At 36.9% G+C, this 15,432-nt stretch carries 20 protein-coding genes; 16 read left to right on the top strand and 4 right to left on the bottom strand.

Annotation, left to right across the window (positions count from 1 at the left end; translation table 11 throughout):
* Positions 1-132 precede the first annotated feature (132 nt).
* The 10 genes from EZJ43_RS08125 to EZJ43_RS08080 are packed head-to-tail and all read left to right on the top strand — an operon-like array spanning position 133 to position 7,590.
* The gene (locus tag EZJ43_RS08125; RefSeq protein WP_133262204.1) at positions 133-903 is read left to right on the top strand and encodes a PRC-barrel domain-containing protein; all 771 of its coding nucleotides are present in this window, start codon (positions 133-135) and stop codon (positions 901-903) included.
* A 50-nt stretch (positions 904-953) separates the two neighbouring features.
* Positions 954-2,402 (top strand): F0F1 ATP synthase subunit beta, encoded by a 1,449-nt coding sequence (gene atpD / locus EZJ43_RS08120; RefSeq protein ID WP_133262203.1) that lies wholly within the window; start codon positions 954-956, stop codon positions 2,400-2,402.
* Positions 2,403-2,780: a F0F1 ATP synthase subunit epsilon gene (locus tag EZJ43_RS08115; protein WP_133262202.1), complete on the top strand. Its 378-nt coding sequence runs from the start codon at positions 2,403-2,405 to the stop codon at positions 2,778-2,780.
* Between the two features lie 6 nt (positions 2,781-2,786).
* Positions 2,787-3,077 carry an AtpZ/AtpI family protein gene (locus tag EZJ43_RS08110; protein WP_133262201.1) on the top strand — a complete coding sequence of 97 codons (291 nt, stop codon included), beginning with the start codon at positions 2,787-2,789 and terminating at the stop codon, positions 3,075-3,077.
* 16 nt (positions 3,078-3,093) lie between these two features.
* Positions 3,094-3,375 carry an ATP synthase subunit I gene (locus tag EZJ43_RS08105; protein ID WP_133262200.1) on the top strand — a complete coding sequence of 94 codons (282 nt, stop codon included), beginning with the start codon at positions 3,094-3,096 and terminating at the stop codon, positions 3,373-3,375.
* A 6-nt stretch (positions 3,376-3,381) separates the two neighbouring features.
* Positions 3,382-4,086: a F0F1 ATP synthase subunit A gene (locus EZJ43_RS08100; protein WP_133262199.1), complete on the top strand. Its 705-nt coding sequence runs from the start codon at positions 3,382-3,384 to the stop codon at positions 4,084-4,086.
* Positions 4,087-4,098: 12 nt separating this feature from the next.
* Complete coding sequence (locus EZJ43_RS08095) at positions 4,099-4,368, top strand: F0F1 ATP synthase subunit C (RefSeq protein ID WP_133262198.1); 270 nt, start codon at positions 4,099-4,101, stop codon at positions 4,366-4,368.
* A 6-nt stretch (positions 4,369-4,374) separates the two neighbouring features.
* Positions 4,375-5,151, top strand: coding sequence for a F0F1 ATP synthase subunit B family protein (locus EZJ43_RS08090; protein WP_133262197.1), 777 nt, complete (start codon positions 4,375-4,377; stop codon positions 5,149-5,151).
* Between the two features lie 4 nt (positions 5,152-5,155).
* Positions 5,156-6,700 (top strand): alternate F1F0 ATPase, F1 subunit alpha, encoded by a 1,545-nt coding sequence (locus tag EZJ43_RS08085; RefSeq protein WP_133262196.1) that lies wholly within the window; start codon positions 5,156-5,158, stop codon positions 6,698-6,700.
* On the top strand, positions 6,700-7,590 hold the full coding sequence (locus EZJ43_RS08080; RefSeq protein WP_207924592.1) for a F0F1 ATP synthase subunit gamma: 891 nt from the start codon (positions 6,700-6,702) through the stop codon (positions 7,588-7,590). Before EZJ43_RS08085 ends, EZJ43_RS08080 begins: the two co-directional genes overlap by 1 nt.
* Before the next feature lie 34 nt (positions 7,591-7,624).
* On the opposite strand, the gene EZJ43_RS08075 is transcribed toward EZJ43_RS08080, so the two are convergent.
* From EZJ43_RS08075 to EZJ43_RS08060, 4 genes are read right to left on the bottom strand one after another with little or no spacing between them, the layout of a single operon-like run.
* Positions 7,625-8,059, bottom strand: coding sequence for a universal stress protein (locus EZJ43_RS08075; protein WP_133262194.1), 435 nt, complete (start codon positions 8,057-8,059; stop codon positions 7,625-7,627).
* 24 nt (positions 8,060-8,083) lie between these two features.
* The gene (locus EZJ43_RS08070; RefSeq protein ID WP_133262193.1) at positions 8,084-9,112 is read right to left on the bottom strand and encodes an MlaD family protein; all 1,029 of its coding nucleotides are present in this window, start codon (positions 9,110-9,112) and stop codon (positions 8,084-8,086) included.
* Positions 9,113-9,119: 7 nt separating this feature from the next.
* Complete coding sequence (locus EZJ43_RS08065; RefSeq protein WP_133262381.1) at positions 9,120-9,893, bottom strand: ABC transporter ATP-binding protein; 774 nt, start codon at positions 9,891-9,893, stop codon at positions 9,120-9,122.
* Positions 9,894-9,898: 5 nt separating this feature from the next.
* A complete protein-coding gene (locus tag EZJ43_RS08060) occupies positions 9,899-10,669 on the bottom strand; it encodes an MlaE family ABC transporter permease (protein WP_133262192.1) in 771 nt (256 codons plus the stop codon).
* A 386-nt stretch (positions 10,670-11,055) separates the two neighbouring features.
* Here EZJ43_RS08060 and EZJ43_RS08055 point away from each other — a divergent pair, with 386 nt between their 5' ends.
* From EZJ43_RS08055 to EZJ43_RS08030, 6 genes are all read left to right on the top strand, one after another.
* Positions 11,056-11,835, top strand: coding sequence for a hypothetical protein (locus tag EZJ43_RS08055; protein ID WP_133262191.1), 780 nt, complete (start codon positions 11,056-11,058; stop codon positions 11,833-11,835).
* Between the two features lie 73 nt (positions 11,836-11,908).
* Entirely contained in the window at positions 11,909-12,844 is a 936-nt protein-coding gene (locus tag EZJ43_RS08050) for a hypothetical protein (RefSeq protein ID WP_133262190.1), read from the top strand.
* A 233-nt stretch (positions 12,845-13,077) separates the two neighbouring features.
* Positions 13,078-13,419 (top strand): zinc ribbon domain-containing protein, encoded by a 342-nt coding sequence (locus EZJ43_RS08045; RefSeq protein WP_133262189.1) that lies wholly within the window; start codon positions 13,078-13,080, stop codon positions 13,417-13,419.
* Positions 13,420-13,575: 156 nt separating this feature from the next.
* Entirely contained in the window at positions 13,576-14,352 is a 777-nt protein-coding gene (locus EZJ43_RS08040) for a hypothetical protein (RefSeq protein ID WP_133262188.1), read from the top strand.
* Between the two features lie 123 nt (positions 14,353-14,475).
* Positions 14,476-15,072, top strand: coding sequence for a hypothetical protein (locus tag EZJ43_RS08035; protein ID WP_133262187.1), 597 nt, complete (start codon positions 14,476-14,478; stop codon positions 15,070-15,072).
* Positions 15,073-15,099: 27 nt separating this feature from the next.
* The gene (locus tag EZJ43_RS08030) at positions 15,100-15,387 is read left to right on the top strand and encodes a hypothetical protein (protein ID WP_133262186.1); all 288 of its coding nucleotides are present in this window, start codon (positions 15,100-15,102) and stop codon (positions 15,385-15,387) included.
* Positions 15,388-15,432 lie beyond the last annotated feature (45 nt).

Raw genomic sequence — 15,432 nt, 5'->3', positions numbered from 1 at the left:
TTCTTGGAGAGCTATAAGTAGTTTTCGCTTGTGAGAATTCTCATAAACCAGAATATACTTGGCAAAATACCGTTTAAAAGAGAGATTCGAAATCAGTTTAGTCATAAAATAATTTACCACTAGAAAAAGGATATGAAACGCAATATTAAAAGTTTAATTGGCTTCACCATGGGTGCCACCGATGGTGAGATAGGAGAAGTTAAAGATTTTTATTTTGATGACCACAGCTGGACGGTTCGCTACCTAATTGTAGAAACCGGAAGTTGGCTTAATAATCGTAGGGTGCTAATATCTCCTGAGGCGCTGTTAACGCCAGATTGGGAAAATAAGGTTTTTCCAGTTAATCTCTCAAAAGAAAAGGTAAAGAACAGCCCTAATGTTGATACGGAAAACCCTGTTTCTCGTCAGCATGAAATTGAAATGTATAATTACTATCCGTGGACCAGCTATTGGGGCACTGGTATTTGGGGAGGCGGTATGGGTGTTACTGGAATGATGACAGAGGCGAGCGAACCATTCGAAGATGCAGTGAAAAGAGAAGTTAACAAAGATATTAAAGAAGTCGGAGCTGTCGACCCTCATTTGCGGAGTACAAATATGGTAGCAGGCTACACGATACATGCAACTGATGGGAAAATCGGAGATGTTGACGATTTCATAGTTGATGATACTTCTTGGAAGTTGGACTTTTTCGAAGTGGATACAGGCGATTGGTTTCCCGGAAAGAAGGTATTGATATCACCAAAACTGATTAAGAAAATAAGTTGGGATAGTTCCGAAGTCATCCTCAGAATTTCTGTGGAAAATGTAAAAAATAGCCCCGAATATGTGCCAAATAAAGGTGTAGAGGAGAAATATGTTGGAGATCTACACAATTACTACGCGAAGTTTACTGTGGGTTAATGGTTATGTTCTCAACACTTAAATAATTAAAAACAACACGAATTAAGATAATGAAACCTCTAAAACCCGTTGAACAAAAAATAAATTACGGGAAAATTATGTCTGTTCGCGGTAGTGTTATTGATGCATATTTTGAGCAATCATTGCCCTCGGTTTACACTGTGTTACATGCAGGAGAAAATCAGGAAATTACTATCGAAGTGCTTTCACAACTGGATGACAAAACCGTGAGGGGAATTGCTTTAACGCCTACACAAGGTTTAGCTCGTGGCATGCAAATAACAGCCAATGGTGAGGAGTTAATGGTACCGGTTGGCAAAAGAACATTGGGCAGAATGTTCGATGTGTTTGGGAATACAATAGATCATTTAAAACCCTTGGCCGAAGGAAAAAGAAGAAGTATCCATCAAGAACCTCCCCCGTTAAGCAAGCGTTCTACCCAAACACAGGTTTTTGAAACGGGAATTAAAGCAATAGATGTTTTGATACCGCTCGAACGTGGTGGCAAAGGTGGCTTATTTGGTGGTGCTGGTGTGGGCAAAACCGTATTGTTAACAGAGATGATTCACAATATGGTGGGCGACAATAAGGGGGTGAGTATGTTTTGTGGCATTGGCGAACGTTGTAGAGAGGGTAACGAGCTTTATGAAGCCATGAAAGATGCTGGATTGTTAAAAAACATGATTATGCTTTTCGGACAAATGAACGAGCCACCTGGTGCCCGCTTTCGAGTGGGCCACGCAGCCTTAACAATGGCTGAATATTTTCGCGATGATGAACATAAAGATGTTTTGTTGTTAATAGATAACATTTTCCGGTTTATTCAAGCAGGCATGGAAGTTTCGGGTTTAATGGGGCAAATGCCGTCACGATTAGGTTATCAGCCCACGCTAGAAACTGAATTATCGGCGTTAGAAGAACGTATAGCGAATACCGACAATGGCGCAATTACTTCTATACAAGCGGTGTATGTGCCTGCAGATGATTTAACCGATCCAGCTGCGGTACATGCGTTTTCTCACCTTTCTGCAACCATTGTACTTTCTCGAGAACGGGCAAGTGAAGGACTTTATCCATCTATAGATTTTCTACAATCGAATTCTAAAATGGCTACACCTGGAATAATTGGTGATCGACACTATCAACTTGCGCAAAAGATTAGGCAAACATTGGCGCAATATGAAGATTTAAAGGATATAATTTCTATGCTTGGGATGGAGCAGTTATCAACCAGCGACAGACTTGTGGTAAACCGGTCGAGAAGGCTGGAAAGATTTTTAACGCAACCGTTTTTCGCTACTGAGCAATTTAGTGGAGTGAAAGGCGAAGTAGTTAGCCTAAAAGACGCACTAGATGGCTGTGAGCGCATTTTAGCAGATGAATTTAAAGATGTACCAGAAAATGCTTTCTATATGATAGGAAAGATTGAAGATGCTTTACTGAAACAAAAAGACAACAAATCAAATCCGGTCATGGAAAATCCTGTAGCTCAAAAATAAATGGACTTGAAAATCTTACTTCCGTACAAAGTGTTTGCAGAGGTCAAAAACGTAAGCAACATCGTCGCTGAAACGAGCGATGGCTCTTTCGGTTTTCTACCGCAGAGACTAGATTGTGTCGCCGTATTGGTACCAGGCATTTTTAGTTATGAAACAGATCAGACGCATTACTTAGCGGTAGATGAAGGCCTGCTGGTCAAAACAGGATCGCAGGTTCTAGTATCTGTAAGAAATGCAGTAGGCGGCGTTCAATTGGGAAAATTAGCCACAATGGTTGAAAATGACTTTAAAAATATTGACGAAAATGAAGTAAAAGTTCGGGAAATGGCGTCGAAGTTAGAAAGTGGTTTGCTCTCTAGGTTAAAGAAATTCAAGTAATTTACCATGGAAGATCAAAAACACAAGAGTGGTGATTTTAGTAGAATCATCTTGGCAAAAGAAAAACAAAAACTAAACGCACTGAACGAGAAAAAGAAATCAGAGTGGTTTGGTTTAGGGATGTTTGGCATGGTGGGATGGTCAATTACTGTACCCACGTTTCTAGGTACGTTAGGTGGAATCTGGCTGGACAAAAACTATCCACAAACGTTTTCATGGACGATAACATGCTTAATAGTGGGATTGGTGACGGGTTGTGTAATTGCGTGGAACTGGGTAATTAAAGAGAACAAATAATTTAAAAATAATCATCATGATGATCATCACGTTTATAGTAGGATTGGCATTGGGAATCATATTTTTCGGTGGTTTATGGTTTACGGTGAAAAAGGCGCTGGGCACACCTTATGCGCCTCTTTGGTTTTTCGGAAGTTTAATGATACGAACCACGATCATTTTAGTAGGATTTTATTACGTTTCGAGTGAAGGGTTACCACAAGTTGCGTCTTGTTTAATAGGATTCGTGATCGCTCGCTTTTTAGTTTTCAGGATTACCAAACAACTTGAACAAAAGCATATACCAACTCAAAGTTAAACCGATATGAACATATCTCCCGATCAGACCATATTTTGGAATTGGAGCTTCATCACCATCAACCTCACCTTACTAACTACTTGGGCAGTTATGCTATTTATGGTTGTTGGTGCAGTGCTGATTACCCGAAAGCTAAAAACCACTCATAAAATATCTAAATGGCAATGCATTTTAGAGATGATTGTAATCGGAATAAACGAGCAGATTAAAGAAGTCGGGCTAGAAAAACCCAGTCGATATATTGGTTTTATAGGTACACTATTTTTATTTATTGCCGTTAGTAATTTTTGGATTGTTTTACCTTTTTATGAGCCACCAACAGGCTCTCTCTCCACAACTGTTGCTTTAGCCATAGCGGTATTTTTGGCTGTACCTTTTTTCGGCATACAAGAAAGTGGCTTCTTTGCGTATTTGAAAACTTACATCAAGCCAACTTTTATCATGTTGCCTTTCAATATCATCAGCGAAATTTCGAGAACACTCGCACTTGCCATCAGGCTATTTGGCAATGTAATGAGTGGTGGCATGATCATCGCAATCCTGCTGAGTATATCGCCTCTTTTTATTCCTATCGTAATGAAAGCACTCGGTTTGCTTACGGGTATGGTGCAAGCTTATATATTCAGCATATTGGCTGCGGTATATATCGCCGCAGCTGTGCAGGAAAGCATCAAAAAAAAGAAACTAACGTATAAAAATAACCCCAAATAAAATTAAAATAAAATGGATAATGTTTCATCAATTGCAATTGCATCAATTATTACAGCAGGCTTAACCACAGGCATCGGCTGTATGTTTCCCGCCTTGAGCGAAGGAAAAGCCGTATCAACAGCTTTAAGCTCTATAGCACAGCAACCAGACGCTGCACCAACAATTACCCGAACGCTTTTCGTGGGTCTGGCCATGATTGAATCAACCGCTATTTATTGTTTTGTGGTTTCAATGATCTTAATCTTCGCAAATCCATTTTGGACTCACATTATTGCTAAATAGCATATCATGCAAATTAACTGGTTTACAGTAATCGCACAAATGATTAATTTTTTGGTGTTGGTTTGGTTAATGAAGAAATATCTTTATAAACCAATTCTGCAGGCTGTTGATGAGCGGGAGAAAAAGATCGCATCAGAACTTAAAGAAGCAAAAACCAAAATGGTCGAAGCTAAAAAAGAGCAGGATGAGTTTCAGCAGAAAAATGAGGCCTTTGACTCGGATAAAAAGAAAATGATGGCTAAAGCCACTGCAGACGCAGCAAATGAAAGACAAGATTTACTAGATGCGGCAAAAAAAGAAGCTGCAGATGTAAAACTGAAGTTGCATGCAGCGTCCGCAGAATTACAAGAAAATTTAAGTAATGAAGTAGTGCAAAAAATGCAACAGAAGGTTTTTGACATTACTAAAAAGGTACTTTCAGAATTCACCTCCACAGATGTAGAAGCGCAATTGGTCGAGGTATTTATCCATAAAATAAAAAACATTTCTGATTCGGATAAGAAACAATTTATCGACGCTTTTCATTCAGAGTCCTCTCCTATTGTAATCAAAACTGCATCCAAATTATCCGAGAAAGACCATAAAAGCATCAAGTCTGCAATTGATAGTGTGCTTGGTGACCACAGTAAATATGAATTTACAACGGATTCTAAAATGATTGGAGGCGTAGATTTGGCAACAAACGGATATAAGCTTTCTTGGAGCTTTTCGGCATATCTAAATTCGCTCGAAAAAAATATGACTTCCATAAAAAACGAAGCCCAACAAGTCGCATTAATTTAACATTATGTCAGTACCTCGTTTAGAAACTAGTATTACAGAAGCTTTTAGCATAATAGATAGCGGATTAGCCGAATATGTTTTCCCTTTTGCAGCGCAAGAAATTGGTTATGTAACCAGTGTAGCTACCGGTATTGTAAAAGTTTCTGGACTTAAAGGCGCTGGCTTTGAAGAATTATTAAAATTTTCCGAATCACTTTATGGCATCGCCTACAATCTTGATGAAGAAGAAATTGGCGTAATCCTACTTGGAGAAGATACTTTGCTAAACGCAGGTGATGAAGTTCAGCGGACTGGAAGGGTAATGGATATTCCGGTGGGAGATCACTTAATTGGAAGAGTAATCGATCCGATGGGTGCTCCTATTGATGGGAAAGGCACAGTAGTGTCAACTAAAAGGTTGCCAATCGAGAGACCATCACCAGCAATTATGGACCGTACCGCTGTAAATTCTCCTTTACAAACCGGTATAAAAGTAGTTGATGCGCTCATTCCAATTGGTCGCGGACAACGGGAATTAATTGTTGGCGACCGGCAAACTGGAAAAACCCAAATTGCAATTGATGCTATACTTAACCAGCGCGGAAAAGATGTAATATGCGTTTATTGTGCTATTGGACAACGTGCCAGCGCAGTTGCCAAAGTAATTGCCAACCTCGAAAAGAACGGCGCAATGGAGTACACCATAGTTATGGTTGCCGAGGGAAACAACGCCGCCGGATTGAAATATATTGCGCCTTATGCCGCCACCAGTATTGCTGAATATTTTATGGAGAAAGGCAGAAATGTGCTTATTGTATATGACGATCTTACCCATCACGCCCGAGCCTACAGAGAACTTTCACTTTTATTGCGCAGACCACCGGGCCGAGAAGCTTTTCCGGGAGATATCTTTTACATCCACTCTAGATTATTAGAAAGATCTACACACCTTAGCGATAAACTAAAAGGCGGTTCGCTTACTGCCCTACCCATTATAGAAACCGAATCTCAAAATATTTCTGCTTATATTCCTACTAATTTAATTTCCATTACCGATGGACAGATTTATCTTTCACCTAAATTATTTGAAGCTGGCAACTTACCAGCGGTTGATGTCGGGAAATCTGTTTCTCGTGTGGGATCTAATGCACAATTACCAGTTTATAAAGCAATTGTAAAACTAAAATTACAATATGCACAGTTTGAAGAACTAGAAAATTTCTCACGTTTCGGTACCAGGTTAGATGAAAGCACTAAAAAAGTAATTGATCATGGACAAAGAATTCGAATCTGTCTTAAACAAAACGAACTAAATCCGCTAACCGTACCCGAACAGATCGTGATTCTTTTAGCATTAACTAATGGTCTTTTTGACCTCATTCCTATCGATAAAGTAGCAGAAGCTGAGGCTGCAATCCTCAAGAACATGTCGCAATTTCCTGACGATGTAATGAAAAATTTATTTGGCGATCAGCCTTTGAAGGATGAGGATCATGATTTAATTTTGAAGATGACCAACGAAATGCTGGCTCCGTTTTTAAAAGCGGAATTGGATAAAACATCTACATAATGGATACACTCGAAGATTTAAACCGAAAGCTGAGCGGTGCAAAAGATATTAAATCGGTTGTGAGAGCGATGAAAGCAATGGCAGCCTCGAATATTACACAATATGAGCAAGCTGTTACTTCACTTGGAGATTACTACCACACCGTGATCCTTGGAATTAAAGCCTACCTAATGGCAGAAAAAATCCAAAAAGTGGTAGCACAACCTACGAACAGACAAGACAGAGACCAAGCGGTTTGTATTATCGTTTTTGGATCAGACCTCGGCTTGGTAGGCCAATTTAACGATCAAATCTTTGGATATGTACAAAACGCATTGCAGGATATCGATGGTAGAAAAGAAATTTGGGTAATTGGCGAGCGTATTCAATCGCTTTTAGCGGATGTAGGCCTGAATATTACAAAATCGTACACTGTTCCAGGTTCAATTGATGCGGTTACACCACTAATACAACAACTTTTAATTGATATAGAAGAAAGCCGTACCGACGGGAATATTAAACAATTTTTTGTGTTTCATAATCAGCCAAAAACCAGCTCGGGATATGAAACAGTAGAGCAAAGGCTATTGCCGTTAGATGAGAAATGGATGCAAGACCTAATTTCCATCACATGGCCAACAAATAAATTACCCGAGATTATTGGTAATCCTGCCGATACGCTAACAGCCCTAATTAATGCATATTTATTTGTTTCAGTTTTTAAGGCCTGCACAGAATCTTTAGCTGCTGAAAATGCTAGCCGTTTGGGCGCCATGCAAAGAGCCGAAAAAAGTATCGGTGATATGTTGGAAAGCTTAGGAAAGAAATTCCAAAGTTTAAGACAAAGTATGATCGACGAAGAACTCTTTGATGTAGTTTCGGGCTTTGAAGCCTTAAAGAAAGAACATTAAAGAGGTCATCCAGCCAGTAGGAAAGCAACAACCACTATGCTTCGCTAATCGGAATTACAACCATTGTTTTTTTAGAATTTCTGATTACCTCCTCCGCCACACTGCCCATAATAAGGTGCGACAACCCTTTTCTACCATGAGTACCCATAACGATGACATCTGCTCCCCATAATTCTGCAATTTTAACAATCGCTTGAGCGGGCTCACCATCCTCAACAAAACTTTTAATTGGAAAATCCTTAAATACTTTTTCGATCACCTGCCGCTGACTGTGATTAAGATTGTGACCTCTCATATCTTCAATTTCTCTTGCTGTCGGCTGGTCTCCGCTTTCGTTTGCGCTTTCATCAATAATTGTGACTAAGGCAATCTCAGAATTAAACTGTTTTGCCAATTCAAGACCACTTTTGGCTACTTTTTCTGCGCTTTGACTTTTATCAATTGCGATTAGTATCTTATGAAATTCCATAACATTTAGTTTAGTAATAAATATTTATTGTTCCAACTCTTTGGCTTTCTGCTCAGTTAAAGTTTCTTCTTTTTTTGGTTCCTGTTTCTTTTCCCTGTCCTGTCGCTTAAAATACCCTCTAAATAAAAAGCTGTGTTTTAGGGATTCCATAATTTGATTAAACCCATCCGAACCTTTTTGAATATTCGACATCGAACGTTTTAAATCTCTCGACATTGTGCTATCCCTTAATAAAGTATGCACAGGTCCTGTACCATTCTTAAGCTCATTGTTTAATGATTTTACCAAATCATTAGCCTCAACTGTCATTTGATTAGCATTGATACTTGCCAATTTTATTTTTGAAACTGCATACTGAAGCTCCTTAGCAACCGCCGTATCTGTAAGCAACATTCCAGCTGCACCTTTACCATTCCTTATGTCAGCCACAAGATTATTCAATCCCGCGGTCATCTGGTTAGCATTTTTCGTGGCAACGTATATGTTCTCTAATGAAGCCTTTAAACTAATGCCAATCTGCTCATCATTTATAAGTTTAAGTATGGCGCTACTGTCTATCTTTAGTACTGTTCCCTTCAAAACCTCCGAAATACTTTGTACATTTTCATTGGTTTTAGAAAGGGTTTGGATAATTTCTTCCATACTAGCGCTCTGTTGCGCATATAGCAAATCTCCTTCCTCAACTAAAGCACTTTTTCCCTTTACCGGTAAAATATTAATAACCTTATTCCCCATCAATCCTTCGGTTCCCACCGTGGCAGTAGCATTTTTATGAATAAACGCTTTTACTTTGCTGTTAATGCGCATGGTTACTTCAATTGTGGTATCATTGATGATATCGATATCTTTCACCGTTCCAGCTTGGATACCAGAAAAGAGCACATTGTTGCCTTGCGTTAATCCTCCAATATTTGAGAAACGAACTTTAAGTTTAAAATCGCTGCCAAAAAGGTTTTGATTTTTGCCAATGATGAAGAAAGCAAATATTAGTAATGCAAGTCCCGACACAACGAATATTCCTAATTTGATATTGTTTTTTTTCTGGTCTGCCATATTATTTTTATAAAAAGAACTGTTTAATATTTTCATCCGTCGAAACAGCCATTTCTGCGTACGTACTTTCTGTGTAACACTTGCCCTCTAATAACAATACTACTACATCTGACACGTGCTTTACACAATTCATATCATGAGAAATGATGATAGAGGAAGCATTATTTTTTTTCTGCAGACTAAGAATTAAATCTTCAATCTCTCTTGAAGTGATTGGATCAAGCCCCGTGGTAGGTTCATCATATAAAATAATTTCTGGCCTGAGAATCATTGTTCTTGCCAATGCAATGCGCTTTAGCATCCCTCCAGATAATTCAGAAGGCATCATGTCTATCGTACTCGCTAACCCAACACTTTCCAAACCTTCGGCCACCAATCTGTCTATTTCCTCTTCAGTAATATCTACCCAGTGCCTGCGCAACGGAAACTCTAAGTTTTCTCTAATCGTCATCGAATCATATATCGCATTGCTCTGAAATAGAAAGCCAACTCTATTCCTCGATTCGTTCAATTCATCATAACTCATTTGGGTAATATCATCACCAAATACACTGATGCTACCCGAATCGGGTTTAAGGAGACCGATTATACATTTAATTAATACAGATTTGCCGGAGCCAGATTTACCAAGAATAACCACATTCGTGCCTTGTTTGATGGAAAGATTAAAATCAGTCAGGACCACTTTTTCGCCAAAGCTCTTCTTAAGGTTTTTAATTACAATAACCGGATCTTTTTTATCGTTTTCAACTTTGTTAACCTTCTTTTCCGTTGTCTCCATTTTCATTAATTTAATCCAAGAACTTCAGTGATTTGCACCGCCAAAAGGTCGATAATAAAAATAAGTACAGATGATAGCACAACGGCAGAATTTGCTGATATGCCTACGCCTTGTGTTCCCTTGCTCGAATTAAACCCTTTATAACAGCCAACTATACCAACTGCAAAACCAAAAAAGATAGTTTTAACTACCGCTGGTAAAATATCGCTGTAACTTAAGCTTTTAAATACCTGAAGAAAGAAAAGCTCGAAAGACGTAACAGATTTGATATTTACACCGATGTATGCACCAAAAAGTGAAATCGTATCGCCAAGGATAACCAAAATGGGTAACATGAGTGTAGCGGCGAAAACCCTAGTTGCAACTAAGTATTTGTAGGGATTGATTCCACTCACTTCCATCGCATCAATCTGCTCGGAAACCTTCATCGATCCCAGTTCTGCACCAATACTACTTCCAATTTTTCCTGCAAAAATGAGGGCAGAAATTACTGGTCCAATTTCTCTAACAATAGCCAATCCCACCATTACCGGCAATTGAGATTCTACACCATAATCAACCAGTGATGGACGAAGTTGCATAGTAAGTACCAAACCCATAATAAAAGCAGTTAGCCCAATTAATGGTAATGATTTATAGCCGATGATGTAACATTGATTAAGCAACTCTTTGGTTTCATATCTTGGCATGATGCCCGTGGTGAAAAACCTGCCCGTAAACTTTGCAATAGCGCCCGTTTCATCAAGAAATTCTTTTGTATTCGTTACTATACTCATAAACTTTTTGGGGCTGTATTACAACTATTAAATTTAATAAAGCTACCCATTCACATTGTCTATTGCTGTGACCATACTCCCCTGAAAAAATGACCTTCATCATGGATATTATATAATTTTGTTAATTAAGTTTATCCTGATTAACGATTTAACAACGAAAGTTTTTGATCACGACGTTTTAAACGAATAATGCTAAACCACCAACGAATATTGAAATGATGCAACCCAATAATAATATTGATAAATTTACCAGCAACTTAACACTAGCTTAGTTGTTGTTATGGCAACTGTGGTATGGTATAGTGATGAAAAGAATTTAATTAACTCAGCATAATTTACAATCACTTAGGAATACAAAAACTTAATATTTTTGAAAAAGATTAATTATGAGAATATTTTTCGCTTCACTTTTCATTTTACCTATTAGTTTTTGCTCAGCTGAAAATTCATTCTCAGCAGGGAAAGAAACCGAAAACTTTATTGGTAAATTAAACAATAACATTGATGTTGTTTTTAGTCTGATAAATAATGGTGGTAAACTGACAGGCTTTTATTATTACGATAAAATAGGCATTGAAATTAAGCTAATTGGTGAAACCGTAAATGGCAAAACCGTTCTGTATGAACTAAATAATCAAAACAAAAAACAAGCAAAAATAACTGGCACATTAACTAAAAATGGTTTTGATGGGAAATGGGAAAGTTTATCAACTAAAAAAGCACTTATTTTAACTTTAAAACCAACGAATAAACCCATTCCCGCTTTGCCGAAAAATTTTGTTGGCGCATATAGCTTTTATGAGAAACCCTGCAAATTAGACATCGTTATTACTAAAAACGATAACGGGTATTTTTACAATTTTGACAGTACAACACGAACATTAAAAGGCAAAGTTACCTTTAGCAGAAGTTTATTAGAAAACCTAGTGTATATCAATTTTAACGGGATTGAGTGGGCAGAAGATGATGGTGATATTTCAAATGAGCCGGATAAAGATGAACCAAATGCAGATTTGCCAACGGTAATTCAAGGTTTATTGGGCGAAAACGAAATCATAATACAAAATTATGGCAATGCGATGAACCATTACTTAAAAGTTGGGGAATGTGATGTTAAATATATCCATTTGAAAAAGACAGGGAAAAAGGAGCGAATAATTAATTAGGCTTTATCAATAACCAACATTACTTAAAGGATAATAACTCGTTTGATCGTTTATCAATCATAAAAAACCAAAAATGAAATTGAAACCATACTTTACACTTTCCCTCCTACTATTCCTATCGTTTTTAACAATTACTTGCTGCGCTCAAAATTCGAGCAAAATTGCAGGGTCGTATAAATTTGGCGGTTCATTATTAGTCATTAATGCCGACAATACCTGTATGATGTTTGCAGAAAATGCTTTTGTAAAAGGAACTGTTGAAATTAATGGAAATATGGTTACCATTAAACCTTACGTACCTAAAGTGCCTTTTGTTTTGTATGGCAGAAAAAGTGAATCGAGGGTTGGGGGCAATACGATTATGTTCCAAAGTTTTAATGAAGCTAAAACATTAATTAATTTTGATGAGAATAATAATTCATTAAATAAAATGAAGCGAGCATTCAACGTTAATGCAAATTGCATTCCGTATCCAAATGTACTTGATAATCCAAATGAAAACTCAAAATTCTATTTTGCAATACAAGGCAAAAAAGAAGTATATGAATTTGAAAACAATCAGGGTTACAGAGATTTTATTGTGTTGTATTTGCCACAAAAAGATGAAAATTTAAGGGTAAACTTGACGTTAAATGTTAGCAAAGATAAACTCATTTATGAAGGCGAAATTCTTGAAAAAGAACAAAATTCAATGAGTCAATCAGAGGTTGACGATGTATTGGGAATGTACAACAGAGCATATTCAGAATCTGAGAATTATTATTGCAATCCGGCTTATAATTTCTTTGAAATGAAAGGTATAGATGTAAATTCTGGGCAATATAAAAAAGAAGAATATGCAGGCGCTTATTATTTTATTGATAAGTATAACGAAGCAGGCGATGACAAAGATTATCATAACACCAGCAAAATTTATGAATATCAAAAAGTTAATCCAAAGGTTTTAATTAACCAGCCCTACACGGTTGAAAATTCTTCTGTTTTTATTTTTAACTGCGGTAAGGAGTAAATAATTTATTAAAATGCGAAATTGAATGTAAAGCCATAATAGTTAAGTCCTAAAATTGATTTAATTTATACACGTAAAAATTCATCGTTTTTGGGTAAGCCGAAAACTTACGGATTTTTAAAAACTGCTTACGAATATTCTTTTCCTTCCAACGAATAATAAATACACGCTTTAATTGTCGGTTTTATTTAGCAGGTTTACAATTATATTTTCCACTCAATAACTTTATATTTATGATTATTTTTGGCACAAGAGGTACTTATTTGAAGCAACAATCCAATGCCTTCAATTGTCCAAATTGCGGTTCGGTAGGGACAGTTCGCATTAGTTTCTTCGCAAAATATTTCCATATTTTCTGGATTCCGATTTTCCCAACTACTAAGATAGGTATTACCCAATGTAGCCACTGTAAACAAGCGCTTTATGCGAACCAACTGCCCATAGAATTACAATCCGTTTATGATGAGAGCAACAAAAGAGCTAAAAGACCAATAACACATTATTTCGGTCTGTTTATTATCGGTTTATTCTTTGCATTTGCAATCGTTAGCGTAGTTATTAGTAAGTTCAACTAAAAAAAATACGTCAGAAATCAGTTGGTTGGCGACGTTTTATAGAGCAAAAATGAATAACAACATGTTTATCTTGTTTAACATTAAAGAAATAAAAGGCAATACCATAAGCCTTGCGTTATATGATTATACCTCATTAAGTTCTTACAAACTAGATAAATGAAAACAAAATCTTTTTTAATCATCTTCGCACTATTTTTAACGGCAACTAGTTTTGCGCAAGGCGGAAATACTGACTTTAAAACCATTCACATTTATGTCGCGCTTTGCGATAATAAATATCAAGGGATTGTACCTGTACCAAAAGCAATTGGCAACGGACAAGACCCGGATAATAATTTGTATTGGGGTTGTGCAAATGGTATCCGTACGTATTTTAAAAAGAGCAAAGAATGGAAGTTGCTAAAAGCCGAAAAATTGAAAGGCAATATTATGGAACGCTTGATTTTTAAGCACACCATTAAAAATTATTATTTGGTTGCAGATGCTTACAACGGTCAATTTATAAAACAAACTACTTTAGATTTTTTAAACAGCAGTGCTGGAAACACAAAAAAAACAATCGATGTTAATGGTGTGAAAATTGGCATTGGTGGCAATGCTGCCTTAGTTGCCTACATTGGGCATAATGGTTTAATGGATTTTAAACTCACCGAAACATTTGTAAATACCGACCACAAAAAACGCGATGTAATTATTCTGGCCTGTGCCAGTAAGCAATATTTTACCCCACACTTAAAGCAGGCAAATGTAAATCCGTTAGTTTGGACAACCAATTTAATGTGTCCCGAAGCGTATTCTATACACGATGCACTTTCAGTTTATGTAAATGGTGGCACGAATGAACAAGCCATAACCAAGGCAAGTTTGGCCTATGCAAAATATCAGAAATGCAGTATTAAAGGTGCAAGGGGATTATTGGTAACTGGTTGGTAATGTGAATTAACGTTTTAAACAATATATTTCAGCATTGCTGAAAAGAATACCGAAATTATTAGACACAGAATTTTTAATTACTTTTTGGGGCTTCTCAAAATCAAATATTAAGAACTAAAAGTTATGAGACACCAATATAAAATCATCAAAACATCAGTCTTTTTGCTTTTACTCCTGTCGTTTATGGTTATTAAAGCGCAACAAAAGCCAGTTGAAGATTATACTGAAAGGTTAAACAATGCTGTGTCGTCGTCCGATCATACAAATCCAAATTATAAATACCTCGATACTTTTATAACCAAATTTCAAAAAGCCGGAAAATTAGAGGCTACAATGTTAAGTAAAGATGCAGTTGGCATTGCCATATTTTTACCCAACGACAGCAAAAGTTTAGATATTTATCCAGCAAGATATACCGTAGATAAAGATAAAGTAGACATTTCTGCACTTCGAAATCGCAATACTCAAAAACCAAATGAGGATATGAAAGAATACGTAGATTTTTATTTAACGGATTGGAAAAAGTTGGGCACGTCAAAAACCTTTAAATCACTAATGCTTAACCACCCTGTGCCACAAAGTACAATAACAGAAATGACAAATGGACACATGGTTGACAGTGGTTATGCAACTTCTTTTTTAAGGGGCGATGAGCATTGGCTTTATGCAGTGAGTTTTGGCGATTCAGGCATTATTATTTACGCATTTAGGATGGAATAAATGGAAGTTTTTATACATCGATTAAACATGAAATTTACTTTAAAACTTATCATCTTAACCACCGTATTATTTGGGGTTTTGGTATTTATAAGTGCAATAATAGATAACAACAGCCTAAGCTATCCATTTTGGTTTTACAAAGACGCTTGTAGCATTAGTGTGAATCCTAAAACTGGAGAAGAGTTCGGTGTAACGAGCGCAACTGACTGGTTAAATTTAGGCTTAGATATTGTGGTTGCATTCATTATCGCTTTTGGATTTTTATTTCTGCTGAAGAGGAGAAAGCAGAGCGCATTATTAGTAAAGAAACTGTAAAGATTGGTATAAGTGTTGGCTTTACGGTTATTAAAGCTAATGGGT

Origin of the sequence: Pedobacter changchengzhani (assembly GCF_004354365.1) — a bacterium.
Classification (GTDB): Bacteria; Bacteroidota; Bacteroidia; order Sphingobacteriales; family Sphingobacteriaceae; genus Pedobacter; species Pedobacter changchengzhani.
This window is presented reverse-complemented; position numbering and strand designations above follow the sequence as displayed.